Source organism: Pseudomonas sp. SWI44, assembly GCF_002947915.1.
Taxonomy (GTDB): domain Bacteria; phylum Pseudomonadota; class Gammaproteobacteria; order Pseudomonadales; family Pseudomonadaceae; genus Aquipseudomonas; species Aquipseudomonas taiwanensis.
In genome coordinates, this window is record NZ_CP026674.1 from 2,978,234 (window position 1) to 3,001,376 (window position 23,143).

Annotated in this window: 20 protein-coding genes, 6 tRNA genes and 3 rRNA genes; 20 read left to right on the plus strand and 9 right to left on the minus strand. The window is 58.1% G+C overall.

The window, feature by feature from the left end; genetic code table 11:
* Positions 1–11: 11 nt before the first annotated feature.
* Positions 12–716 (plus strand): lipoate--protein ligase family protein, encoded by a 705-nt coding sequence (locus C4Q26_RS13970; protein WP_027907297.1) that lies wholly within the window; start codon positions 12–14, stop codon positions 714–716.
* Here the strand turns inward: C4Q26_RS13970 and crp are convergent.
* The gene (crp, locus tag C4Q26_RS13975; RefSeq protein WP_023382653.1) at positions 713–1,357 is read right to left on the minus strand and encodes a cAMP-activated global transcriptional regulator CRP; all 645 of its coding nucleotides are present in this window, start codon (positions 1,355–1,357) and stop codon (positions 713–715) included. The genes C4Q26_RS13970 and crp overlap by 4 nt on opposite strands.
* A gap of 189 nt (positions 1,358–1,546) precedes the next feature.
* On the opposite strand from crp, the gene C4Q26_RS13980 reads away from it, so the two are divergent.
* Positions 1,547–1,969 carry an OsmC family protein gene (locus C4Q26_RS13980; protein ID WP_004376171.1) on the plus strand — a complete coding sequence of 141 codons (423 nt, stop codon included), beginning with the start codon at positions 1,547–1,549 and terminating at the stop codon, positions 1,967–1,969.
* Positions 1,970–2,049: 80 nt separating this feature from the next.
* Here the strand turns inward: C4Q26_RS13980 and C4Q26_RS13985 are convergent, their stop codons facing one another.
* The 6 genes from C4Q26_RS13985 to hemJ form a co-directional block, all read right to left on the minus strand.
* The gene (locus tag C4Q26_RS13985) at positions 2,050–3,090 is read right to left on the minus strand and encodes a hypothetical protein (RefSeq protein ID WP_027907296.1); all 1,041 of its coding nucleotides are present in this window, start codon (positions 3,088–3,090) and stop codon (positions 2,050–2,052) included.
* Positions 3,091–3,100: 10 nt separating this feature from the next.
* A complete protein-coding gene (coq7, locus tag C4Q26_RS13990; protein WP_023382651.1) occupies positions 3,101–3,748 on the minus strand; it encodes a 2-polyprenyl-3-methyl-6-methoxy-1,4-benzoquinone monooxygenase in 648 nt (215 codons plus the stop codon).
* A gap of 65 nt (positions 3,749–3,813) precedes the next feature.
* Positions 3,814–4,152, minus strand: coding sequence for a histidine triad nucleotide-binding protein (locus C4Q26_RS13995; protein WP_104881176.1), 339 nt, complete (start codon positions 4,150–4,152; stop codon positions 3,814–3,816).
* A gap of 64 nt (positions 4,153–4,216) precedes the next feature.
* A complete protein-coding gene (locus C4Q26_RS14000; RefSeq protein WP_027907295.1) occupies positions 4,217–4,999 on the minus strand; it encodes an SDR family oxidoreductase in 783 nt (260 codons plus the stop codon).
* A 67-nt stretch (positions 5,000–5,066) separates the two neighbouring features.
* On the minus strand, positions 5,067–6,023 hold the full coding sequence (locus tag C4Q26_RS14005) for a nitronate monooxygenase family protein (protein WP_104883193.1): 957 nt from the start codon (positions 6,021–6,023) through the stop codon (positions 5,067–5,069).
* A 27-nt stretch (positions 6,024–6,050) separates the two neighbouring features.
* A complete protein-coding gene (gene hemJ / locus C4Q26_RS14010) occupies positions 6,051–6,476 on the minus strand; it encodes a protoporphyrinogen oxidase HemJ (protein WP_023382647.1) in 426 nt (141 codons plus the stop codon).
* A gap of 142 nt (positions 6,477–6,618) precedes the next feature.
* On the opposite strand from hemJ, the gene argC reads away from it, so the two are divergent.
* Complete coding sequence (argC, locus tag C4Q26_RS14015; protein ID WP_023382646.1) at positions 6,619–7,653, plus strand: N-acetyl-gamma-glutamyl-phosphate reductase; 1,035 nt, start codon at positions 6,619–6,621, stop codon at positions 7,651–7,653.
* Positions 7,654–7,798: 145 nt separating this feature from the next.
* Positions 7,799–8,149 (plus strand): iron-sulfur cluster insertion protein ErpA, encoded by a 351-nt coding sequence (erpA, locus tag C4Q26_RS14020; protein WP_023382645.1) that lies wholly within the window; start codon positions 7,799–7,801, stop codon positions 8,147–8,149.
* Between the two features lie 57 nt (positions 8,150–8,206).
* On the opposite strand, the gene C4Q26_RS14025 is transcribed toward erpA, so the two are convergent.
* Together C4Q26_RS14025 and C4Q26_RS14030 are read right to left on the minus strand one after the other, a co-directional pair.
* Positions 8,207–9,298 carry an anhydro-N-acetylmuramic acid kinase gene (locus tag C4Q26_RS14025; RefSeq protein ID WP_023382644.1) on the minus strand — a complete coding sequence of 364 codons (1,092 nt, stop codon included), beginning with the start codon at positions 9,296–9,298 and terminating at the stop codon, positions 8,207–8,209.
* Positions 9,299–9,302: 4 nt separating this feature from the next.
* Complete coding sequence (locus C4Q26_RS14030) at positions 9,303–10,724, minus strand: peptidoglycan DD-metalloendopeptidase family protein (protein WP_104883194.1); 1,422 nt, start codon at positions 10,722–10,724, stop codon at positions 9,303–9,305.
* 215 nt (positions 10,725–10,939) lie between these two features.
* Here C4Q26_RS14030 and tyrS point away from each other — a divergent pair, with 215 nt between their 5' ends.
* The 16 genes from tyrS to nusG all read left to right on the plus strand — a co-directional run bounded on the left by tyrS (position 10,940) and on the right by nusG (position 23,084).
* Positions 10,940–12,139 (plus strand): tyrosine--tRNA ligase, encoded by a 1,200-nt coding sequence (gene tyrS, locus C4Q26_RS14035; RefSeq protein ID WP_023382642.1) that lies wholly within the window; start codon positions 10,940–10,942, stop codon positions 12,137–12,139.
* 614 nt (positions 12,140–12,753) lie between these two features.
* Positions 12,754–14,290, plus strand: a 16S ribosomal RNA gene (locus C4Q26_RS14040).
* Between the two features lie 86 nt (positions 14,291–14,376).
* Positions 14,377–14,453: transfer RNA gene (locus tag C4Q26_RS14045), tRNA-Ile, on the plus strand.
* 26 nt (positions 14,454–14,479) lie between these two features.
* Positions 14,480–14,555: transfer RNA gene (locus C4Q26_RS14050), tRNA-Ala, on the plus strand.
* A gap of 242 nt (positions 14,556–14,797) precedes the next feature.
* Positions 14,798–17,689: ribosomal RNA gene (locus C4Q26_RS14055) — 23S ribosomal RNA — on the plus strand.
* A gap of 130 nt (positions 17,690–17,819) precedes the next feature.
* A 5S ribosomal RNA gene (gene rrf / locus C4Q26_RS14060) occupies positions 17,820–17,935 on the plus strand.
* The 16S, 23S and 5S rRNA genes sit together here with 2 tRNA genes alongside, the layout of an rRNA operon.
* Before the next feature lie 219 nt (positions 17,936–18,154).
* Positions 18,155–19,114 carry a bifunctional biotin--[acetyl-CoA-carboxylase] ligase/biotin operon repressor BirA gene (gene birA, locus C4Q26_RS14065; protein WP_023382641.1) on the plus strand — a complete coding sequence of 320 codons (960 nt, stop codon included), beginning with the start codon at positions 18,155–18,157 and terminating at the stop codon, positions 19,112–19,114.
* Positions 19,104–19,853 carry a pantothenate kinase gene (locus tag C4Q26_RS14070; protein ID WP_023382640.1) on the plus strand — a complete coding sequence of 250 codons (750 nt, stop codon included), beginning with the start codon at positions 19,104–19,106 and terminating at the stop codon, positions 19,851–19,853. Before birA ends, C4Q26_RS14070 begins: the two co-directional genes overlap by 11 nt.
* A gap of 7 nt (positions 19,854–19,860) precedes the next feature.
* Positions 19,861–20,286, plus strand: a complete 426-nt coding sequence (locus C4Q26_RS14075; protein WP_023382639.1) for a hypothetical protein — start codon at positions 19,861–19,863, stop codon at positions 20,284–20,286.
* Between the two features lie 152 nt (positions 20,287–20,438).
* Positions 20,439–20,522, plus strand: a tRNA-Tyr gene (locus C4Q26_RS14080).
* A 24-nt stretch (positions 20,523–20,546) separates the two neighbouring features.
* Positions 20,547–20,620, plus strand: a tRNA-Gly gene (locus C4Q26_RS14085).
* A gap of 28 nt (positions 20,621–20,648) precedes the next feature.
* Positions 20,649–20,724, plus strand: a tRNA-Thr gene (locus C4Q26_RS14090).
* An 80-nt stretch (positions 20,725–20,804) separates the two neighbouring features.
* The gene (gene tuf, locus C4Q26_RS14095; RefSeq protein WP_023382632.1) at positions 20,805–21,998 is read left to right on the plus strand and encodes an elongation factor Tu; all 1,194 of its coding nucleotides are present in this window, start codon (positions 20,805–20,807) and stop codon (positions 21,996–21,998) included.
* Between the two features lie 54 nt (positions 21,999–22,052).
* Positions 22,053–22,128: transfer RNA gene (locus C4Q26_RS14100), tRNA-Trp, on the plus strand.
* A 44-nt stretch (positions 22,129–22,172) separates the two neighbouring features.
* Positions 22,173–22,541, plus strand: coding sequence for a preprotein translocase subunit SecE (gene secE, locus C4Q26_RS14105; RefSeq protein ID WP_008089117.1), 369 nt, complete (start codon positions 22,173–22,175; stop codon positions 22,539–22,541).
* A 9-nt stretch (positions 22,542–22,550) separates the two neighbouring features.
* Complete coding sequence (gene nusG, locus C4Q26_RS14110; RefSeq protein ID WP_011531880.1) at positions 22,551–23,084, plus strand: transcription termination/antitermination protein NusG; 534 nt, start codon at positions 22,551–22,553, stop codon at positions 23,082–23,084.
* Positions 23,085–23,143: the final 59 nt, after the last annotated feature.

A 23,143-nucleotide genomic window follows, 5' to 3' on the forward strand; every position in this document is an offset into this window, starting at 1 on the left:
AAGGTGAAAGGATGACCGATCAACCCCTGGCACTGACTGTCGAACAAGGCCTGCACGCCGAGCAGGAACTGCTGGCGGCCGTCTGCCGCGGCGAGCGTGACGCTGGCGTGCTGTTCTGGCGCCCCACCGATCATGCCCTGGTGATGCCACGGCGCATGAGCCGGCTGGAAAACTTCGAGGCTGCATGCGCCGAGTTGGCGATTGCCGGATGGCCTGTGCTGCTGCGGGAAACCGGTGGTGAGCCGGTGCCACAGTCCCACGCGACGGTGAATGTCGCGCTGGTCTACGTCGCGCCGCGCAGCGAAGGCGACCATGGGCGAATCGAGCATGCCTACGAGCGCCTGTGCCTGCCTTTGTGCGATGTGCTGCGCGAATGGGGTGGCGTGGCTTCGGTGGGCGAAATCGACGGTGCTTTCTGCGACGGGCGTTTCAACGTCAACCTCAACGGCCGCAAACTGGTCGGCACCGCTCAGCGCTGGCGCCAGGGACTGGGTGGCAAGCGGGCCGTGGTGCTGGTCCATGGAGCCCTGCTGCTGGACAACGAGCGGGAGTCGATGGTCGCGGCCGTCAACCGTTTCAACGAATGTTGCGACCTGGAGCAGCGCTGCCGCGCCGACAGCCATATCGCTCTGCATGAAGTGGTGCCCGAAGCGCCCTGGTTCGAGCGCTTGTCGCAAGCCTATGCTGATGAGCTGGCGAAACTGCCCAGGGACTAGCGTGTTCCGTAGACCACCATGGTCTTGCCCTTGACCTGCACCAGGCTGCGTTCCTCGAGGTCCTTCAGGACGCGGCCGACCATCTCCCGCGAACAGCCGACGATGCGACCGATCTCCTGACGGGTGATCTTGATCTGCATGCCATCCGGATGGGTCATGGCGTCGGGTTGCTTGCACAGGTCAAGCAGGCAGCGCGCCACTCGGCCTGTCACATCGAAGAAGGCCAGGTCGCCAACCTTGCGCGTGGTGTTGCGCAGGCGTTGGGCCATCTGGCTGCCCAGGGCATAGAGGATGTCCGGGTCGTGGCGCGACAGTTCGCGGAACTTGTCGTAGCTGATCTCCGCCACCTCGCATTCGGTCTTGGCGCGAACCCAGGCGCTGCGCTGCTGATCGCTACCCACGGGCTCGAACAGGCCCAACTCGCCAAAGAAGTCGCCACTGTTGAGGTACGCGATGATCATCTCGTGACCTTCGTCGTCTTCGATCAGGATGGTGACCGACCCTTTGATGATGAACGACAGCGTCTCGGCCCGATCACCCGCGCAAATGATGTTGCTCTTGGCGACATAACGGCGGCGTTGGCAGTGGACCAGCAGTTTATCGATGTTCTTGATCTTGGCGGGTAGGGCTGAGGCAACCATCACGAAATCCTGTTCGATGTGAGGTATGAGCTTTTTCTAGGATGCCTGACGGTTGACGCCAGTCATTTGGCGCCAGCTTATCAGACACTGTGGGATGTTTCGGCACAATTGCGACACGTCTTGATCTTTTCCGACAGCCACACAAGGTCTAAGCTGACACCCTTTTCCGATATTTAGGAGTCCGGATAGATGAAGGCACGCATCCAGTGGGCCGGTGAAGCGATGTTCCTCGGCGAGTCCGGGAGCGGCCATGTCGTGGTGATGGACGGTCCGCCCGAAGCGGGTGGTCGCAATCTGGGCGTGCGCCCGATGGAAATGCTCCTGCTGGGCCTCGGTGGCTGCAGCAGCTTCGACGTAGTGAGCATTCTGAAAAAGTCGCGCCAGGCAGTGGAAAGCTGCGAAGCGTTCCTGGAGGCAGAGCGCGCCAGTGAAGACCCGAAAGTGTTCACCAAGATCCACATGAACTTCGTGGTGAAGGGGCGTGGTCTGAAAGAAGCCCAGGTAAAACGGGCTGTCGAACTGTCGGCGGAGAAATACTGCTCGGCATCGATCATGCTGGAGCGTGCAGGCGTTGAGATCACCCATGGTTACGAGATCGTAGAGCTGGGTTGATTTTCACCCTTTGGGCTGCTTTGCAGCCCATCGCCGGCAAGGAGGGTGCAAGCCTGTAAGGGCGGGCTTGCCGGCAGTCGTCAATTTCGCAGTGCTGGCAGGGCAGTCAGCAACCATTGCGGCAAGCGCCCCCGGACGGCCTGGCTCAGTTGTTCTCGCCGTTTCTGATACGCCAGACCCAGGCCGATCACTCCCAGCCCGATCAAGGTCAGTACTACCGGGAATAACAGGGATTCGGCAAACACGTCGTACGACAAGTAACCCAGGTATGCCGCCACGCCAAGCGCGCCGAACACCATGAAGACCGGTCGGCGCAGCAGCACCGCCATGCCCATCAGCCCAAGGTTGATCACACAGTACATCGCCCTGCCCAGTTCGCTCCCGCTGTCCAGCAATGTCAGCCCGCCCCAGAATGCCGCCAGCCCGGCCAGATAACCCCAGTGGGCATAATCCTGGCGGGTGCGTCCGTCCAGAATCAACACCGCCAGCAGCAGCCCAAGGCCAAACCACAGTGATACCGTGCGGCGTTGCTCCCAGCTCAAAGGCGAGCCGTAGAACCATTCGCTCAGGTCCATCGACATGAACCACAAGGCCAAGGCGATCGGCATGACGATGAACGGGTAGGGGATCAGGCGCAGCATGAGCAGCCCTGCCAGCACCGTGGCGGCCTCCATCAACAGCCAACCGCCTTGCACATAGCGGTAGTACTGGTGGTAATCCGTTTGCGTGTCGCCCATGGGCCACCACCCCGCCATACGCTCGATGGCGAAGACGGCCAGCGGCACGATGCTTACCGCGACCGCGGCCAGCACCCCGGCAGCGATGGGTTGATGGCGTCGTTGCAGGCCGAGCGCGAAGAGGGTCATTAGCACGATGTACAGCATGGCGATGGCCAGCAGGGCGCCGTCGCCAATACGCATCCAGGCTTCGGTCAGCAACCAGCCCATGGCACCCATGATCAGCAGGGCGCCGAAATAGAACGCCACGTGGGCCAGTTGCAGCGTGCCGCGTGGGACCGGAGGCTGTTGCAGGAATGCCAGCAGGGCCTGGTCCTGGCCCGGCTGGAGGATGCCGGCTTGCACGGCGCGCGCCAGGTCCTTGGCGTCGATGCGGTCCGTCATGGTATTGGCCCTAGATGCGATAGGTGCTCTTGGTCATGACTTTGGCCAGCAGGCTCATGCCAAAGCGCACAGGTGCGGGGAAACGGTAACCACCGGCTTCGAGGGCCGATTCGGCATGTTGCTCTTCGTCGACGCGCATCTGTTCGAGAATGGCGCGCGATTTCTCGTCCTCTTGCGGGATCTGTTCCAGATGCTCGTCCAGATGCTTGCACACCTGATGCTCGGTGGCAGCTACGAAGCCCAGGCTGACCTTGTCGCTGACCAGGCCGGCGAGTGCGCCAATGCCGAACGACATGCCATAGAACAATGGGTTGAGCACGCTCGGGTGGCTGCCCAGTTGGCGGATGCGCTGTTCGCACCAGGCCAGGTGGTCGACTTCTTCCTCGGCGGCATGCTCCATGGCCTTGCGTACCTGCGGCAGCTTGGCCGTCAGGGCCTGGCCCTGGTACAGCGCCTGGGCGCACACCTCACCGGTATGGTTGACCCGCATCAGGCCGGCGATGTGACGAGCCTGGCTTTCATCCAGTTCGACATCTGGCTGGACGATGGCCGGGGAGGGTCGGGAAGGTTGGCCGCTGAAAGGCAGCAAGGTGCGCATGGCGGTATCGGCCTGCAGCAACAAGCGGTCGAGCGGCGAGTAGTGACGTTCGGTAGCCATCGGGCACCTCCGCTAGAGTGTGCCCGACAGTTTACCGCAATCGGATCAGGGTCGCTTGCCCTGGATCAGCCCGGAGGCCAGTGCATCTGGCGTTGGCCAAGCACATGCATGTGGATGTGGTAGACGGTCTGTCCACCCAGTTCGTTGCAGTTCATGACCACGCGGAAGCCGTCTTCACAGCCAAGTTCCTTGGCCAGGCGCTGGGCGGTGAACAGGATGTGGCCGGCCAGGCCCTTGTCGTCTTCGGTCAGGTCGTTCAGGGTGCGGATGTGTTTCTTCGGGATAACCAGAAAATGCACTGGCGCCTGGGGGGCGATATCGTGGAACGCCAGAACCTGGTCGTCCTCATAGATGATCTTCGCCGGGATCTCCCGGTTGATGATTCTGGTGAATAAGTCGTCCACAGCTCTTGCTCCATGGTGAGGTTCCGGGCCGAGTTTACTCAGCCGGGCGCCGCTCGCCCAGTGGCTATTCCATGCCGATCGGGCAGTAGCGCCGATGCAGCACTCCTGCGAGCTTGCGTACCAGCCAGCGCGGCAGCAGGCGTGGGACGAAGGCCAGCCAGCGGTTGCGTCGGCCAGGGGTGATCAGCGCGCGGTTCTTGTCGAGGGCTCTTACGGTGTAAAGCGCAACTTCTTCGGGCGTCAGGCAACGGGATTTGCCTTCGAGCCTCGGGATGGGGCGCCTGGACGAACGCACGGGACCAGGATTGAGTACCGAGACCTTGATGCCCGTGCGCCTGAGCTCTTCGCGCAGTGCCTCGGAAAAACTCAGTACATAGGCCTTGCTGGCGGCATAAGTCGCCATCCAAGGGCCGGGGGCCGCGCTGGCCAGTCCCGCGACGTTGAGAATCTGCCCGCCACCTTGCACCGCCATCAGGTTGCCAATCGCGTGGCACAAGCGACTCATGGCCAGGATGTTGACCTCCAGCAGATCTTGCTCGTCGGCCCATTCATGGGCGAGAAATGGCCCATAGCTGCGCAGCCCGGCGCAGTTCACCAGCAGGTCGATGCGCCGCTCGCCTTCCTCAAGCTCTAATACGAAACCTGACAGTCGCAAGGGTTGGCTGAGGTCGCAGGCGCGGAACAGCACCTCGACGCCGAAGCGCTGGGTGAGCTCGATGGCGACCGGCTCAAGGGTCTCGCGCTGGCGCGCTACCAGGATCAAATTGCGACCGCGCCGCGCCAGGGCTTCCGCCAGGGCCAGGCCCAGGCCGCTGGAAGCACCAGTAATCATGGCGTAACGGGTCATGCAAGGCTCCTGGGGGCTGAAGAGGGCGCCTAGTGTACAGCTTGGTCAGGCAAGGTGTTGCCTTTTGCTACAGGGCCTTGTCACGCAGCGCCAGGCTGTGGTCCAGAGCCGCCCGGTACTCGCCGTGCAGGCGCTCGATCAGTGCCGCTGCACCAGGCACGTCCTGAATATCACCCACGCCCTGGCCAGCAGACCATACCGTCTTCCATGCCTTGGCTTCGTCGTCGATCGGCTTGAGCTTGCCTTGTTCGTGGCCGCGCTCGAGGGTGGCCATGTCGTACCCCGCCTGCTGCAGGCTTTGGCGCAGGAAGCTGGCAGGAATGCCGGACACCGCTGGGGTGTGCACGATATCCGCGGCACGGGCATCGAGCAGCATCTGTTTGTATAGTGGCTGCGCCTGGCTTTCGGCCGTGGCGATGAAGCGGGTGCCCATGTAGGCAAGGTCTGCCCCCAATAGCTGGGCGGCGAGGATCTGATGGCCATGATTGATGCAGCCTGCCAGCAGCACGGTCTTGTCGAAGAATTGGCGGATCTCCGCGACCAGCGCGAAGGGGCTCCAGGTGCCGGCATGACCGCCAGCCCCGGCGGCTACCGCGATCAGGCCATCGACGCCAGCCTCGGCGGCCTTTTCGGCATGGCGCCGTGTGGTGACGTCATGGAACACCACGCCGCCATAGCCGTGCACGGCATCCACCACCTCCTTCACCGCACCAAGACTCGTGATGACGATCGGCACTCGGTGCTCGACGCACAAAGCCAGGTCAGCCTGCAAGCGAGGGTTGGTAGGGTGGACGATAAGGTTGACGGCGTAGGGCGCTGGCGCGGCCATTGCTTGCAAAGCCTGCTCGATCTCTTCGAGCCAGCGCTTGAATCCGGCACTGTCGCGCTGGTTCAGGGCTGGGAAGCTACCCACCACGCCATTGGCACAGCAAGCCAGGACCAGGCGCGGGTTGGAGATCAGGAACATCGGCGCTGCGACCACCGGGAGGCGCAGGCGTTGCTCAAGCGAGGCAGGCAAAGGCATGGAGGGCTCCTGCGGGCAGGTTTGTCGTCAGAACGGTTTGACCACCACGAGAATCACGATGCCTAACAGGAACAACACAGGGACCTCGTTGAACCAGCGATAGTAAACATGGCTGCGGGTATTGCTGCCGCTGGCGAAGCGTTTGCGCTGGGCGCCGCAGATATGATGGTAGCCGGTCAGCAGGATCACCAGGGTGAGCTTGGCGTGCAGCCAGCCTTGGCTGAGCCAGCCCGGAGTGAGGTAGAGCATCCAGGCGCCGAACACGTACGTGGCGATCATCGCCGGGTTCATGATGCCCCGATACAGCTTGCGCTCCATGGTGATGAAGCGTTCCTGGCTGATGCTGTCCTGGCTCTGGGCGTGGTAGACGAACAATCTTGGCAGGTAGAACAGGCCGGCAAACCAGCAGACCACGCTGATGATGTGCAGTGCCTTGATCCATAGATAAAGCATGGAGGGAGTTCCTTCAGGTTTTCACGGTCGTCAGATAGTAGAGCTCAAGCGCCCAAAGGGGCACCCCAAGAGTTGTTACAGGCGGCGTGCCCCCCTATCATCGTGCGCTTTCCAGTCGGCTCGTTGATAAGGGGCAAGCGTTATGATCAAGGTCGGTATCGTCGGCGGCACGGGTTACACCGGCGTCGAACTGTTGCGTCTGCTGGCACAGCATCCACAGGCCGAGGTGGCGGTCATCACTTCGCGCTCCGAGGCGGGCGTGGCGGTTGCCGACATGTATCCGAACCTGCGTGGCCACTACGATGGCCTGTCCTTCAGTGTGCCGGACAGCAAGACGCTGGGTGCCTGCGACGTCGTGTTCTTCGCCACCCCCCATGGCGTTGCACACGCCCTGGCCGGCGAGTTGCTGGCTGCCGGCACCAAGGTGATCGACCTGTCCGCCGACTTCCGCCTGCAGGATGCCGTGGAATGGGGCAAGTGGTATGGCCAGCCGCATGGTGCACCCGAGCTGCTCAAGGATGCGGTATACGGCTTGCCTGAAGTCAACCGTGAGAAGATTCGCCAGGCGCGTCTGATTGCAGTGCCGGGCTGCTACCCGACCGCTACCCAACTGGGCTTCCTGCCGCTGCTCGAAGCTGGGCTGGCCGATCCGTCGCGATTGATCGCCGACTGCAAATCGGGCGTTAGCGGTGCCGGCCGTGGCGCTGCCGTAGGCTCACTGTTCTGCGAGGCTGGTGAGAGCATGAAGGCCTATGCGGTCAAGGGGCACCGTCACCTGCCGGAAATCAGCCAGGGCCTGCGCCTGGCGGCCGGGAAAGACATCGGCCTGACCTTCGTGCCGCACCTGACGCCAATGATCCGCGGCATTCACGCAACCCTGTACGCGAACGTCGTCGACACCTCGGTCGACCTGCAAGCGTTGTTCGAGAAGCGTTATGCCGATGAACCGTTCGTCGACGTGATGCCAGCCGGCAGCCACCCGGAAACCCGCAGCGTGCGAGGCGCCAACGTCTGCCGTATTGCGGTTCACCGTCCGCAGGGCGGCGACCTGGTGGTGGTGCTGTCGGTCATCGACAACCTGGTCAAGGGCGCATCCGGCCAGGCTGTCCAGAACCTGAACATCCTGTTCGGCCTGGACGAGCGCATGGGGCTGTCCCACGCCGGCCTGCTGCCGTAAGCGCAAGCTCGTTCCTGAGGCCCGCCTTGTGCGGGCCTTTTTGTTGGGCGCGACTAAAGCAGCACAATTCTTGACCGATTTTCTCGGAGAAGCGGATAATGCGCACCATCGAGTTTTATGGCGGCAGTGCGCCGGGAGAATCAACATGAGCGTCGAAACCTTCACCCCCACCGCGTTGGAGTTCACTCACGGGGCTGCGCAAAAGGTGAAGACCCTGGTTTCCGAGGAAGGCAACGATCGCCTGAAGTTGCGTGTATTCGTGACGGGTGGCGGCTGCTCGGGCTTCCAGTACGGTTTCACCTTCGATGAAGATGTGGCCGAGGATGACACCATCGTCGAGCGCGAAGGCGTTTCCCTGGTCGTCGACCCAATGAGCTTCCAGTACCTGGCGGGTGCCGAGGTGGACTACCAGGAAGGCCTGGAAGGCTCGCGCTTCGTGATCAAGAACCCCAACGCTACTACCACCTGTGGCTGTGGCTCCTCGTTCTCGATCTGAGCTTCGGCCATACGAAAACGCCGCGCAATTGCGCGGCGTTTTGCTTTCTGCAGGGGACTAAGCCGGGTAGATCGCACCCAATATGCGCAGCCCTTGTGCCGCCGTGACGCTGGGGCGGTTGGCAGGAATACCCTCCAGGCAACAATGGGCGAGCCAGGCGAAGGCCATCGCTTCGACCCAGTCCGGGTCCACACCATGGGCGGCTGTGCTGCTGACCTTGGCGTCGGGCAGCAAGGTAGCCAGTCGCGCCATCAGTGCTCTGTTGTGGGCCCCGCCGCCGCAAACCAGCAGGGCTTCTGTGCTCTGTTGGGCATTGCGAAGCGACTCGATGATGCTGCGGCAGGTCAGTTCCAGTAGCGTGGCTTGCACATCTTCATCGCGGTACTGGGGCAGGCGAGTCAGGTGGCCATCGAGCCACTGCAGGTTGAACACCTCACGGCCAGTGCTTTTCGGGCCGCTGCCGGCGAAGAACGGATCGCTGAGCAGTGCGCTGAGCAGGTCAACCTGCACCTGTCCGCTCGCAGCCCAAGCGCCATCGGCATCATAGGAAGGCCCGCGCTTGCGCTCGATCCAGGCGTCCATCAACACGTTGCCTGGGCCACAGTCGAAACCGTGCACCGGGCTGTCGACCTCGATCAGGCTGAGGTTGCTGAAACCGCCCACGTTGAGCACTGCCAAGCGCTGGCCGAGGTGGCCGAACAAGGTTTCATGGAATGCAGGCACCAGCGGGGCGCCTTGACCGCCGGCAGCGACGTCACGACGGCGAAAGTCACCTACCACGCTGATACCGGTCAGTTCGGCGAGTAGGGCTGGGTTGCCGATTTGTACCGTGAAGCCACGAGAGGGTTCATGGCGAATGGTCTGGCCGTGGCTGCCGATGGCGCGGATTGCAGCAGCCTCGAGCCCTTGCTGGGCCAGTACATGACGGATGCCCTGTGCGGCGAGGCTGGCCCAGCGGTTTTCTGCGAGGGCAGCGCGTGCGATCTCGTCAGGGCCGCTGGCACAGAGGCTCAGCAGCTCCTGGCGCAGGTCTGAGGGCATCGGAAGGTAGTGGGTAGCGAGCAGGCGGGGCTGCTCGCGTTGTTCGATCAGGGCGATGTCCAGGCCATCGAGACTGGTGCCGGACATTACCCCCAGATAAAGCGCCATGGGCTCAGCGCTTGTTGGCTGCGAGCAGCGTGGCCTTTTCCTGATCCATGCGTGCGATCAGGGGTTGGCTTTGCTGCAGGAAGCGCTGGCGCTCGGCTTTGGCGATCGGGTCAGCCATTGGCACTTTCTGGCTCAATGGGTCGACGTGCACGCCATTGACCTGGAACTCGTAATGCAGGTGCGGTCCGGTCGACAGGCCGGTGGTACCGATGTAGCCGATGATCTGGCCCTGTTTGACCTGGCTGCCGGTCTTGATGCCCTTGGCGAAGCCTTGCATATGGCCGTAGAGGGTTTTGTAGCGGTTGCCGTGGGCGATGATCACGGTGTTGCCGTAACCGCCACGACGCCCGGCCAGCTCGATGCGACCGTCACCGGCAGCCTTGATCGGCGTGCCGCGAGGGGCTGCGTAGTCGACGCCTTTGTGCGCACGGATCTTGTTCAGGATCGGGTGCTTGCGCCCGGCGGAAAAGCGCGAGCTGATGCGGGCGAAGTCAACTGGGGTACGGATGAACGCCTTGCGCAGGCTGTTGCCGTCGGCGGTGTAGTAGCTGGTATTGCCCTGCTTGTTGGTGTAGCGCACGGCGGTGTAGGTCTTGCCGCGGTTGGTGAAGCGAGCGGACAGGATGTTGCCGGTGCCGATGACCTTGCCATCCATGACCTTCTGTTCGTAGACCACGTCGAATTCGTCACCTGGACGGATGTCCTGGGCGAAGTCGATGTCGTAGCCAAGTACTCGCGCCATGTCCATGGCCATGCTGTGGGACAGGCCGGCGCGCTGGGCGGAAGCAGAGAGCGAGCTCTTGATCACGCCATGGGCGTAGGCGGTGCGCACGATCGGTTTACTGATCTCGCGGTCGAAGGTATAGCCCTTGGCGGTCTTGCTCAGGCGAATGGTTTCCAGGTTGCTGACCTTGCTGTGCAGGCTGGCCAGTTGGCCATCCTTGTCCAGTTCGAACTGCAGGACCTGGCCATGCTTGAGTTGCGTGAACTGCTTGGCTTGCTTGTTGCTGGCCAGCAGGTCATGGACCGCGTTCGCCGGCAGGCCGACCTTGGCGAACAGGGTGGACAGGGTATCGCCACGGGCCACGGTGACTTCGCGGTGGGCAGGGTCCTTGGCTGCGGTTTCCGGCTGGCCCTCCGGGGCTTGCTGGGAGGCTGTCTGTTCGGTGCTCGGCTCGGCGTTTTCGATCTGGGCGAAGGGGGAGCCTTGATCGCCTTCGGACTGGACCAGCGGTGCGCTGCTGGTTTCGTCCTTCAATTGCTCGGCAGGGCTCTCCAGTTCGAGGGAGAGCGTGGTCTTCTTGGCTTCGACCTCACTGGAGGGGAACACCAGCAAGGCCAGGCTGAGCAGGGCGGCAATGCCGCTGGCGGCCAACAGATGGCTTTTCGGATAAAGCGGAGGCGCTTTAGGCGTTTTGTTGGTCATAGGTAAGGTGGCTTTGAAGAAAAATGAATATGGAAAAGATGAATGACATGATGAAGATGAAATAACTGTATAAAATATAACCAAATCCATTTTCGCGCAAGGGCGCATAGACGCCGGAAGGCTTCACCCGGGTCACATTCCTTTGCGAAACTTGTATTTGATGGCCGATCTTGTATGGTTGGCTCCCCTTGAATCTGAGCCTTGCGGGTCTGTCTATGAAGTCGGTTGAAGAGCAGCTGGCGCTTATCAAGCGCGGTGCGGAAGAAGTGTTGGTCGAGTCGGAACTGGTGGAGAAGCTCAAGCGCGGCCAGCCTCTGCGTATCAAGGCAGGCTTCGATCCGACTGCCCCGGACCTGCATTTGGGGCACACGGTGCTGATCAACAAGCTGCGCCAGTTCCAGGACCTTGGGCACCAGGTCATCTTCCTGATCGGTGATTTCACCGGGATGATCGGCGATCCGAGCGGCAAGAGCGCGACTCGTCCACCGCTGACGCGCGAGCAAGTACTGGAAAACGCTGAGACCTACAAGCAGCAGGTGTTCAAGATCCTCGACCCGGCCAAGACCGAAGTCGCATTCAACTCCACCTGGATGGACAAGCTGACGCCGGCAGACTTCATTCGCCTGGCCTCGCAGTACACCGTTGCGCGCATGCTCGAGCGCGACGACTTCGACAAGCGCTACACCACCAACCAGCCGATTGCCATCCACGAGTTCCTCTACCCACTGGTGCAGGGCTATGACTCAGTGGCGTTGAGGGCTGACGTCGAGCTGGGTGGTACCGACCAGAAGTTCAACCTGCTGATGGGGCGTGAGCTGCAGCGGGCCTATGGCCAGGAAGCGCAGAACATCGTGACCATGCCGTTGCTCGAAGGGCTCGATGGCGTGAAGAAGATGTCCAAGTCGCTGGGCAACTACGTGGGCATCCAGGAAGCGCCGGGTGTGATGTACAGCAAGCTGGTATCGATTCCGGATACGTTGATGTGGCGTTACTTCGAGCTGCTGAGCTTCCGTTCGATGGAAGAAATCGATCAGTTCCGGACTGATGTTGCCAATGGTGCGAACCCGCGGGACATCAAGATCAAGCTGGCGGAAGAAATCGTTGCGCGTTTCCATGGTGAAGAGGCGGCTGCCAATGCTCACCGTGCGGCGGGTAACCGCATGAAGGAAGGTGAGCTGCCGGAAGATCTACCGGAGGTCGAGGTGAGTGCAACTGAAGACCTGCCGATTGCCGCGGTGCTGAACCGGGCTGGTCTGGTCAAGAACTCGGCTCAGGCGCGGGATCTGCTCGGTGCCGGAGCAGTGAAGGTCGATGGCGCGGTGGTTGAGCGAGATTTCATGTTTGCAATTGGCGCGACTCATGTGTGCCAGGCCGGCAAGAAGGCATTTGCGCGGGTTACCCTCAAGGCTGAGTGATCGCTTGCAGGTGTTGCAGCTATATAGAAGCGGGGGGGCCAACAGGCCTCCCCGCTTTTTTATGGCGGCGTCCCTAACGGCCGGCCGCCTCAACACCGAGCGGCCAACGGCGTGCGGCCCCGTTTCACAATTATTTCTGTTTAATGGAATTTAGGGGTTGACCACTTCTCGAATCCCCTTATAATGCGCCCCACTTCCGACGCAGTCGAAACGAAAAACTCCTTGTTAATCAACAAGTTGAGCGTTTAGAAAGCAATCGGAAGCGCTGAAAGAGGTGGTTGACAGCGTTTTAAAACGCTGTATTATTCGCCTCCCGCTACGAGAGATCGCAGCGAGTCAAGTGTTTGAAGCTAAACGAGTTTCTCGCAAAAAACTTCAAAATAAACGCTTGACAGCAAATGAGGAAAGCGTAGAATGCGCGCCTCGGTTGAGACGAAACGCTCTTAGCCAAACGCTCTTTAACAAATCGAATCAAGCAATTCGTGTGGGTGCTTGTGAGTACGGACTGATAGTCACAAAGATTATCAGCATCACAAGTGGCCATGCGAGAAATCACATAGTCATTTGAGATTGCTGAGCCAAGTTTAGGGTTTCTTAAAAACCCAAGCAGTATTGAACTGAAGAGTTTGATCATGGCTCAGATTGAACGCTGGCGGCAGGCCTAACACATGCAAGTCGAGCGGATGACAGGAGCTTGCTCCTTGATTCAGCGGCGGACGGGTGAGTAATGCCTAGGAATCTGCCTGGTAGTGGGGGACAACGTTTCGAAAGGAACGCTAATACCGCATACGTCCTACGGGAGAAAGCAGGGGACCTTCGGGCCTTGCGCTATCAGATGAGCCTAGGTCGGATTAGCTAGTTGGTGAGGTAATGGCTCACCAAGGCGACGATCCGTAACTGGTCTGAGAGGATGATCAGTCACACTGGAACTGAGACACGGTCCAGACTCCTACGGGAGGCAGCAGTGGGGAATATTGGACAATGGGCGAAAGCCTGATCCAGCCATGCCGCGTGTGTGAAGAAGGTCTTCGGATTGTAAAGCACTTTAAGTTGGGAGGAAGGGCAGTAAGCTAATACCTTGCTGTTTTGACGTTACCGACAGAATAAGCACCGGCTAACTCTGTGCCAGCAGCCGCGGTAATACAGAGGGTGCAAGCGTTAATCGGAATTACTGGGCGTAAAGCGCGCGTAGGTGGTTCGTTAAGTTGGATGTGAAAGCCCCGGGCTCAACCTGGGAACTGCATCCAAAACTGGCGAGCTAGAGTACGGTAGAGGGTGGTGGAATTTCCTGTGTAGCGGTGAAATGCGTAGATATAGGAAGGAACACCAGTGGCGAAGGCGACCACCTGGACTGATACTGACACTGAGGTGCGAAAGCGTGGGGAGCAAACAGGATTAGATACCCTGGTAGTCCACGCCGTAAACGATGTCAACTAGCCGTTGGAATCCTTGAGATTTTAGTGGCGCAGCTAACGCATTAAGTTGACCGCCTGGGGAGTACGGCCGCAAGGTTAAAACTCAAATGAATTGACGGGGGCCCGCACAAGCGGTGGAGCATGTGGTTTAATTCGAAGCAACGCGAAGAACCTTACCAGGCCTTGACATGCAGAGAACTTTCCAGAGATGGATTGGTGCCTTCGGGAACTCTGACACAGGTGCTGCATGGCTGTCGTCAGCTCGTGTCGTGAGATGTTGGGTTAAGTCCCGTAACGAGCGCAACCCTTGTCCTTAGTTACCAGCACGTTATGGTGGGCACTCTAAGGAGACTGCCGGTGACAAACCGGAGGAAGGTGGGGATGACGTCAAGTCATCATGGCCCTTACGGCCTGGGCTACACACGTGCTACAATGGTCGGTACAGAGGGTTGCCAAGCCGCGAGGTGGAGCTAATCTCACAAAACCGATCGTAGTCCGGATCGCAGTCTGCAACTCGACTGCGTGAAGTCGGAATCGCTAGTAATCGCGAATCAGAATGTCGCGGTGAATACGTTCCCGGGCCTTGTACACACCGCCCGTCACACCATGGGAGTGGGTTGCACCAGAAGTAGCTAGTCTAACCTTCGGGAGGACGGTTACCACGGTGTGATTCATGACTGGGGTGAAGTCGTAACAAGGTAGCCGTAGGGGAACCTGCGGCTGGATCACCTCCTTAATCGACGACATCAGCCTGCTGATGAGCTCCCACACGAATTGCTTGATTCTTTGTATAAAGACGATGCTGTAACGCGACCCTGTTATAGGTCTGTAGCTCAGTTGGTTAGAGCGCACCCCTGATAAGGGTGAGGTCGGCAGTTCAAATCTGCCCAGACCTACCAATTACTTGGTGCGGCCTAGAACACACGGGGCCATAGCTCAGCTGGGAGAGCGCCTGCCTTGCACGCAGGAGGTCAGCGGTTCGATCCCGCTTGGCTCCACCACTCTTTCAGGTTGTACAGCTGCTCAGAACTTAGAAATGAGCATTCAGATCGAATGTTGATTTCTGACTTTTGTCAGATCGTTCTTTAAAAATTCGGATATGTGATAGATAGACTGACACGCACTTTCACTGGTGTGATGTCAGGCTAAGGTAAAATTTGTGAGTTCTGCTCTTAATTGAGCAACATGCGAATTTTCGGCGAATGTCGTCTTCACAGTATAACCAGATTGCTTGGGGTTATATGGTCAAGTGAAGAAGCGCATACGGTGGATGCCTTGGCAGTCAGAGGCGATGAAAGACGTGGTAGCCTGCGATAAGCTTTGGGGAGTCGGCAAACAGACTGTGATCCAGAGATCTCTGAATGGGGGAACCCAGCCAGCATAAGCTGGTTATCTTGTACTGAATACATAGGTGCAAGAGGCGAACCAGGGGAACTGAAACATCTAAGTACCCTGAGGAAAAGAAATCAACCGAGATTCCCTTAGTAGTGGCGAGCGAACGGGGACCAGCCCTTAAGTTGATTTGAGATTAGTGGAACGCTCTGGAAAGTGCGGCCATAGTGGGTGATAGCCCCGTACACGAAAATCTCTTATCAATGAAATCGAGTAGGACGGAGCACGAGAAACTTTGTCTGAACATGGGGGGACCATCCTCCAAGGCTAAATACTACTGACTGACCGATAGTGAACCAGTACCGTGAGGGAAAGGCGAAAAGAACCCCGGAGAGGGGAGTGAAATAGAACCTGAAACCGTATGCGTACAAGCAGTGGGAGCCTACTTTGTTAGGTGACTGCGTACCTTTTGTATAATGGGTCAGCGACTTATATTCAGTGGCGAGCTTAACCGAATAGGGGAGGCGTAGCGAAAGCGAGTCTTAATAGGGCGTTTAGTCGCTGGGTATAGACCCGAAACCGGGCGATCTATCCATGGGCAGGTTGAAGGTTAGGTAACACTGACTGGAGGACCGAACCGACTACCGTTGAAAAGTTAGCGGATGACCTGTGGATCGGAGTGAAAGGCTAATCAAGCTCGGAGATAGCTGGTTCTCCTCGAAAGCTATTTAGGTAGCGCCTCATGTATCACTCCAGGGGGTAGAGCACTGTTTCGGCTAGGGGGTCATCCCGACTTACCAAACCGATGCAAACTCCGAATACCTGGAAGTGCCGAGCATGGGAGACACACGGCGGGTGCTAACGTCCGTCGTGAAAAGGGAAACAACCCAGACCGTCAGCTAAGGTCCCAAAGTCATGGTTAAGTGGGAAACGATGTGGGAAGGCTTAGACAGCTAGGAGGTTGGCTTAGAAGCAGCCATCCTTTAAAGAAAGCGTAATAGCTCACTAGTCGAGTCGGCCTGCGCGGAAGATGTAACGGGGCTCAAACCATGCACCGAAGCTACGGGTGTCATCTTTGATGACGCGGTAGAGGAGCGTTCTGTAAGCCTGTGAAGGTGAGTTGAGAAGCTTGCTGGAGGTATCAGAAGTGCGAATGCTGACATGAGTAACGACAATGGGAGTGAAAAACTCCCACGCCGAAAGACCAAGGTTTCCTGCGCAACGTTAATCGACGCAGGGTTAGTCGGTCCCTAAGGCGAGGCTGAAAAGCGTAGTCGATGGAAAACAGGTTAATATTCCTGTACTTCCAGTTATTGCGATGGAGGGACGGAGAAGGCTAGGCCAGCTTGGCGTTGGTTGTCCAAGTTTAAGGTGGTAGGCTGAGATCTTAGGCAAATCCGGGATCTCAAGGCCGAGAGCTGATGACGAGTTGCCTTTAGGCGACGAAGTGGTTGATGCCATGCTTCCAAGAAAAGCTCCTAAGCTTCAGATAACTGGGAACCGTACCCCAAACCGACACAGGTGGTCGGGTAGAGAATACCAAGGCGCTTGAGAGAACTCGGGTGAAGGAACTAGGCAAAATGGCACCGTAACTTCGGGAGAAGGTGCGCCGACGAGGGTGAAGGACTTGCTCCGTAAGCCCATGTCGGTCGAAGATACCAGGCCGCTGCGACTGTTTATTAAAAACACAGCACTCTGCAAACACGAAAGTGGACGTATAGGGTGTGACGCCTGCCCGGTGCCGGAAGGTTAATTGATGGGGTTAGCGCAAGCGAAGCTCTTGATCGAAGCCCCGGTAAACGGCGGCCGTAACTATAACGGTCCTAAGGTAGCGAAATTCCTTGTCGGGTAAGTTCCGACCTGCACGAATGGCGTAACGATGGCGGCGCTGTCTCCACCCGAGACTCAGTGAAATTGAAATCGCTGTGAAGATGCAGTGTATCCGCGGCTAGACGGAAAGACCCCGTGAACCTTTACTATAGCTTTGCACTGGACTTTGAATTTGCTTGTGTAGGATAGGTGGGAGGCTTTGAAGTGGGGACGCCAGTTCTCATGGAGCCATTCTTGAAATACCACCCTGGCAACTTTGAGGTTCTAACTCAGGTCCGTTATCCGGATCGAGGACAGTGTATGGTGGGTAGTTTGACTGGGGCGGTCTCCTCCCAAAGAGTAACGGAGGAGTACGAAGGTGCGCTCAGACCGGTCGGAAATCGGTCGCAGAGTATAAAGGCAAAAGCGCGCTTGACTGCGAGACAAACACGTCGAGCAGGTACGAAAGTAGGTCTTAGTGATCCGGTGGTTCTGTATGGAAGGGCCATCGCTCAACGGATAAAAGGTACTCCGGGGATAACAGGCTGATACCGCCCAAGAGTTCATATCGACGGCGGTGTTTGGCACCTCGATGTCGGCTCATCACATCCTGGGGCTGAAGCCGGTCCCAAGGGTATGGCTGTTCGCCATTTAAAGTGGTACGCGAGCTGGGTTTAGAACGTCGTGAGACAGTTCGGTCCCTATCTGCCGTGGACGTTTGAGATTTGAGAGGGGCTGCTCCTAGTACGAGAGGACCGGAGTGGACGAACCTCTGGTGTTCCGGTTGTCACGCCAGTGGCATTGCCGGGTAGCTATGTTCGGAAGAGATAACCGCTGAAAGCATCTAAGCGGGAAACTTGCCTCAAGATGAGATCTCACTGGAACCTTGAGTTCCCTAAAGGGCCGTCGAAGACTACGACGTTGATAGGTTGGGTGTGTAAGCGCTGTGAGGCGTTGAGCTAACCAATACTAATTGCCCGTGAGGCTTGACCATATAACACCCAAGCAATTTGCTGACGCAGATTGCGGTGGTGAAGACGAAACGACCGAAAGTTCGCAAGACCACAAATTCACATATCCGAATTGGCCAAGAGTGTTTACACGACATTCTGGCAACAGAATTTCTTGACGACCATAGAGCATTGGAACCACCTGATCCCATCCCGAACTCAGCAGTGAAACGATGCATCGCCGATGGTAGTGTGGGGTTTCCCCATGTGAGAGTAGGTCATCGTCAAGATTCATTTCGCAAAACCCCTATCTGCGCGAGCAGGTAGGGGTTTTGTCTTTCTGGCGCAGGCTAGCCGTGCCATGGGCCGCAGTTCGTCTTAGCGTATCAGCCGCGCAGCCCCCTTCATGCCCCATTCATGAGCGTATGGCCGCTATATCGGGGCCCTTTTCCTATGCAAGCCTATTACCCATAGCTATCATGCCAGCCTTATTCCAAGTCGAGACTGGCATGCTGAAGTTGTTGAATCTCCTCAAGGATGGCCGGTTCCATTCCGGAGAAGCCTTGGGTGCAGCCCTCGGGGTGAGTCGTAGTGCCGTCTGGAAACAGCTACAGCACCTCGAAAGTGAACTGAACCTCACTATCCACAAGGTTCGTGGACGCGGCTATCAACTCGCCGCGCCCTTGGCGTTGCTCGAGGAGCAAGCGATCGCCGAGTTTTCCCAGGGGGAACAATGGCCGGTATTCATCCATGACACCATCGACTCCACCAATGCCGAAGGCTTGAGGCTCGCCACACAGGGGCAGGTTGCCCCCTTCGTGGTGCTCGCTGAGCGCCAAAGTGCTGGCCGAGGGCGGCGTGGGCGCCAGTGGGTAAGTCCGTTTGCCGAAAACCTTTACTACAGCCTGGTGCTGCGTATCGATGGTGGGATGCGGCAACTTGAAGGGTTGAGTCTGGTCGTCGGCTTGGCGGTCATGCGGACACTGCAGGCATTCGGCGTGAAAGAGGTGGGGCTGAAATGGCCTAATGACGTGCTGGTCAGGGGGCAGAAGATTACTGGCATCCTGCTTGAGTTGGTCGGCGATCCCGCTGATGTCTGCCACGTGGTGCTTGGAGTTGGTATCAATGTGAACATGCAGGTCAACGAACAGGTTGACCAGGCCTGGACCTCGATGCGGCGGGAGCTTGGTGCAAGTATTGACCGAAATCGCCTGGTGTCGGCCCTTACCCAGCAACTACAGCATGAGTTGTCGCGCCACCGTCGATACGGTTTTGCAGCATTCCAGGAAGAGTGGGAGCAGGCACATCTATGGCAAGGGCATAATGTATCGTTGATTGCTGGCACCACCCGGATCGATGGCGTGGTGTTAGGCGTGGACGGGCAGGGCGGTTTGCGCCTTGAAGTCGATGGTGTGGAAAAGAGCTTCAGTGGCGGAGAGCTCAGTTTGAGGTTGCGTGATGATTCTTGAGCTCGATTGCGGAAACAGTTTCATAAAGTGGCGGGTCATACACACGACTGACGCCACTATCGTAGGGGGTGGCATCGTCGACTCCGACCAGGCCCTGGTTGAGCAAGTGGCGGCGTTGGCATCTGCTCATTTGTCTGGCTGTCGCATGGTCAGTGTGCGCAGTGAGGACGAAACTGAAGCGCTTTGCGTCCTTCTTGCCCAGGCGTTTTCGGTTGAAGTGCAGGTCGCCCAGCCAGCGCAGGAAATGTCCGGTGTGCGTAATGGCTACGAAGATTACCAGCGCTTGGGCATGGATCGCTGGCTGGCTGCACTGGGTGCTTTTCACCTGGCCAAGGGGGCCTGCTTGGTCATCGACCTTGGTACCGCAGCGAAAGCCGACTTCGTCGCTGCTGATGGTGAGCATCTTGGCGGCTACATCTGCCCCGGTATGCCACTGATGCGCAGTCAACTGCGCACCCATACCCGTCGCATTCGATACGACGATGCATCGGCAGAGCGGGCGCTGACCAGTCTGGCGCCAGGGCGCTCCACCGTTGAAGCGGTCGAGCGCGGTTGCGTGCTCATGCTCCAGGGTTTTGCGCGCACCCAGCTCGAGCAGGCGCGTAGTTTGTGGGGGGATGATTTCGCGGTATTTCTCACAGGCGGGGATGCCCCGCTGGTAAGAGATGCCGTGCCTCAGGCGCGAGTCGTGCCTGACCTGGTGTTCGTCGGTCTGGCCATGGCCTGCCCATTGGATTGAGGTGCCTATGCGTTGGTTGTTTCTGTTGTTGGTGGTGCTTAACGTCGTCTATTACGTATGGCACCAGCAGGAAGCCCCGCTGAAGGTCAAGGAAGTCGCCCCCCTGTCGCTGTACAAGGGAAATCAGCAAGAGATCCGTCTACTGCGGGAGGCGGGGATCAATGCACCGGCCAAGCGGCGAGATGAGTGTCTTGTGGTGGGAGGCCTGGCGACTCAAGAGGAGCTTGATGAGCTGCGCCAGCGTCTGTTGAGTCTTGATATCAGCGCCGTGCCGGTGTCTGGGCAGCTGGCTGGCGCGGAGGGTCGTTGGCTCAAGGTCAGTCCGCAAAGCGAGCGTTTGCTGGACCCTGTGGTCCTCTCGACACTTTCCAACGATTTCAAAGACTTAAAACATAAAATTATTTTCTGCCAGGGTATTGCAACTGGCGAATAGCTTGATAGAATGGCGCCCGCTTCACAGGGAACACCACCAAGGTGGCGGAACTGGAAGCAGTGTCAAAGCAGCTAAGTTTCGGATTTGATTGAAAAAATTTGAAAAAACGCTTGACACTAGGACGGCAGACAAATAGAATGCCGGCCACATCTGGAGGGATTCCCGAGCGGTCAAAGGGGACGGACTGTAAATCCGTTGCGAGAGCTTCGAAGGTTCGAATCCTTCTCCCTCCACCAGTTTTAGCGAGAGCTGCAAGCTCCGCGGGTATAGTTTAGTGGTAGAACCTCAGCCTTCCAAGCTGATGATGCGGGTTCGATTCCCGCTACCCGCTCCAAGTTTGCTGGTTTTGCACAAAGTGTTTCGCTCTTGTAGCTCAGTTGGTAGAGCACACCCTTGGTAAGGGTGAGGTCAGCGGTTCAAGTCCGCTCAAGAGCTCCATATAAACAAGGCAGATATGAAAATATCTGCCTTTGTTTTATCAGCGGTGTGACTATTTTCTTCTGCGGAGGATTGTATCGATGGCTAAGGAAAAGTTTGATCGTTCCCTACCACACGTGAACGTTGGCACTATCGGCCACGTTGACCATGGTAAAACCACTCTGACCGCAGCTCTGACTCGCGTCTGCTCCGAAGTTTTCGGTTCGGCAGTCGTTGAGTTCGACAAGATCGACTCGGCTCCGGAAGAAAAAGCGCGCGGTATCACCATCAACACCGCTCACGTCGAGTACAACTCGAACATTCGTCACTACGCTCACGTTGACTGCCCAGGTCACGCTGACTACGTGAAGAACATGATCACCGGTGCTGCCCAGATGGACGGCGCGATCCTGGTTTGCTCGGCCGCCGATGGTCCGATGCCACAAACCCGTGAGCACATCCTGCTGTCCCGTCAGGTTGGCGTTCCGTACATCGTGGTCTTCCTGAACAAGGCTGACCTGGTAGACGACGCTGAGCTGCTGGAACTGGTCGAGATGGAAGTTCGCGACCTGCTGTCCACCTACGACTTCCCAGGCGACGACACTCCGATCATCATCGGTTCGGCTCGTATGGCGCTGGAAGGCAAAGACGACAACGAAATGGGCACTACCGCTGTCAAGAAGCTGGTAGAAACTCTGGATGCCTACATTCCTGAGCCAGTTCGTGCCGTTGACCAGCCGTTCCTGATGCCGATCGAAGACGTATTCTCGATCTCGGGTCGTGGTACCGTTGTTACCGGTCGTATCGAGCGTGGTATCGTTCGCGTTCAAGACCCGCTGGAAATCGTTGGTCTGCGTGAAACTTCGACCACCACCTGCACCGGTGTCGAGATGTTCCGCAAGCTGCTGGACGAAGGTCGTGCTGGCGAGAACTGCGGCGTTCTGCTGCGTGGTACCAAGCGTGACGACGTTGAGCGTGGCCAGGTTCTGGTCAAGCCAGGTTCGGTCAAGCCGCACACCAAGTTCACCGCAGAAGTCTACGTTCTGTCGAAGGAAGAAGGCGGTCGTCACACTCCGTTCTTCAAAGGCTACCGTCCTCAGTTCTACTTCCGTACCACTGACGTGACCGGTAACTGCGAACTGCCGGAAGGCGTTGAAATGGTAATGCCAGGTGACAACATTCAGATGACTGTCACCCTGATCAAGACCATCGCAATGGAAGACGGTCTGCGCTTCGCTATCCGTGAAGGCGGTCGTACCGTCGGCGCCGGCGTCGTAGCAAAAATTATTGAATAAGTAGTTGATTTACTTGATCGGGCCGGTATAATGGCCGGCCTGATACAGCGTTATAGGTCAGTAGCTCAATTGGCAGAGCGACGGTCTCCAAAACCGTAGGTTGGGGGTTCGATTCCCTCCTGACCTGCCATTCACCTCGGTGTGATTGGCTTTCTTCTCACAGGATCCTCCCCGATGACGCCCAAGACTGAAGCCCAAGAATCGCGTTTTGATCTGTTCAAGTGGCTGGCTGTAGTGGCTTTGGTAGTCGTTGGCGTTGTGGGTAATCAGTATTACTCCGCCTCTCCAATCCTGTATCGCGTCCTTGCACTTCTCGCCCTGGCTGCTGTCGCAGGCTTCGTTGCTCTGCAGACTGCGAAGGGTAAGTCGTTCTTTGCGCTGGCGAAGGAAGCTCGTACCGAGATTCGTAAAGTCGTGTGGCCGACCCGCCAGGAAACCACCCAGACCACTCTGATTGTCGTGGCTGTCGTGTTGGTTATGGCACTGCTGCTGTGGGGTCTTGATTCCCTGCTCGGCTGGGCGGTCTCCTTGATCGTTGGCTAAAGGTGTCCCGTGGCTAAGCGTTGGTATGTTGTGCATGCTTACTCGGGTTACGAGAAGCATGTGATGCGGTCGCTGATCGAGCGCGTCAAGCTGGCTGGCATGGAAGACGAGTTCGGCGAGATCCTGGTCCCGACCGAAGAAGTCGTTGAGATGCGCAACGGCCAGAAGCGCAAAAGTGAGCGCAAATTCTTCCCTGGCTACGTTCTGGTCCAGATGGAGATGAACGAAGGGACTTGGCACTTGGTCAAGGACACCCCTCGTGTGATGGGCTTTATCGGTGGTACCGCAGATAAGCCTGCGCCGATCACTGATAAAGAAGCTGAAGCTATCCTGCGTCGCGTGGCTGACGGTAGTGATAAGCCGAAGCCGAAGACGCTCTTCGAGCCGGGTGAAGTGGTTCGAGTCATTGATGGTCCGTTTGCTGACTTCAATGGTAGCGTCGAAGAGGTTAACTACGAAAAGAGTCGCCTCCAGGTGGCGGTGCTCATTTTCGGTCGCTCTACTCCGGTGGAGCTCGAGTTCAGCCAGGTCGAAAAGGTCTAGGCGGACAACGCATCCCATACCCCGCAGCCCTGTGTGCTGCGGGGTTTTGTCGTCACTGG

Bases quoted from the DNA above. Each gene is read 5' to 3' on its own strand.
- C4Q26_RS13970 (WP_027907297.1), top strand. From the start codon at position 12: ATGACCGATCAACCCCTGGCACTGACTGTCGAACAAGGCCTGCACGCC.
- crp (WP_023382653.1), bottom strand. From the start codon at position 1,357: ATGGTTGCCTCAGCCCTACCCGCCAAGATCAAGAACATCGATAAACTG.
- C4Q26_RS13980 (WP_004376171.1), top strand. From the start codon at position 1,547: ATGAAGGCACGCATCCAGTGGGCCGGTGAAGCGATGTTCCTCGGCGAG.
- C4Q26_RS13985 (WP_027907296.1), bottom strand. From the start codon at position 3,090: ATGACGGACCGCATCGACGCCAAGGACCTGGCGCGCGCCGTGCAAGCC.
- coq7 (WP_023382651.1), bottom strand. From the start codon at position 3,748: ATGGCTACCGAACGTCACTACTCGCCGCTCGACCGCTTGTTGCTGCAG.
- C4Q26_RS14000 (WP_027907295.1), bottom strand. From the start codon at position 4,999: ATGACCCGTTACGCCATGATTACTGGTGCTTCCAGCGGCCTGGGCCTG.
- C4Q26_RS14005 (WP_104883193.1), bottom strand. From the start codon at position 6,023: ATGCCTTTGCCTGCCTCGCTTGAGCAACGCCTGCGCCTCCCGGTGGTC.
- hemJ (WP_023382647.1), bottom strand. From the start codon at position 6,476: ATGCTTTATCTATGGATCAAGGCACTGCACATCATCAGCGTGGTCTGC.
- argC (WP_023382646.1), top strand. From the start codon at position 6,619: ATGATCAAGGTCGGTATCGTCGGCGGCACGGGTTACACCGGCGTCGAA.
- erpA (WP_023382645.1), top strand. From the start codon at position 7,799: ATGAGCGTCGAAACCTTCACCCCCACCGCGTTGGAGTTCACTCACGGG.
- C4Q26_RS14025 (WP_023382644.1), bottom strand. From the start codon at position 9,298: ATGGCGCTTTATCTGGGGGTAATGTCCGGCACCAGTCTCGATGGCCTG.
- C4Q26_RS14030 (WP_104883194.1), bottom strand. From the start codon at position 10,724: ATGACCAACAAAACGCCTAAAGCGCCTCCGCTTTATCCGAAAAGCCAT.
- tyrS (WP_023382642.1), top strand. From the start codon at position 10,940: ATGAAGTCGGTTGAAGAGCAGCTGGCGCTTATCAAGCGCGGTGCGGAA.
- birA (WP_023382641.1), top strand. From the start codon at position 18,155: ATGCTGAAGTTGTTGAATCTCCTCAAGGATGGCCGGTTCCATTCCGGA.
- C4Q26_RS14070 (WP_023382640.1), top strand. From the start codon at position 19,104: ATGATTCTTGAGCTCGATTGCGGAAACAGTTTCATAAAGTGGCGGGTC.
- C4Q26_RS14075 (WP_023382639.1), top strand. From the start codon at position 19,861: ATGCGTTGGTTGTTTCTGTTGTTGGTGGTGCTTAACGTCGTCTATTAC.
- tuf (WP_023382632.1), top strand. From the start codon at position 20,805: ATGGCTAAGGAAAAGTTTGATCGTTCCCTACCACACGTGAACGTTGGC.
- secE (WP_008089117.1), top strand. From the start codon at position 22,173: ATGACGCCCAAGACTGAAGCCCAAGAATCGCGTTTTGATCTGTTCAAG.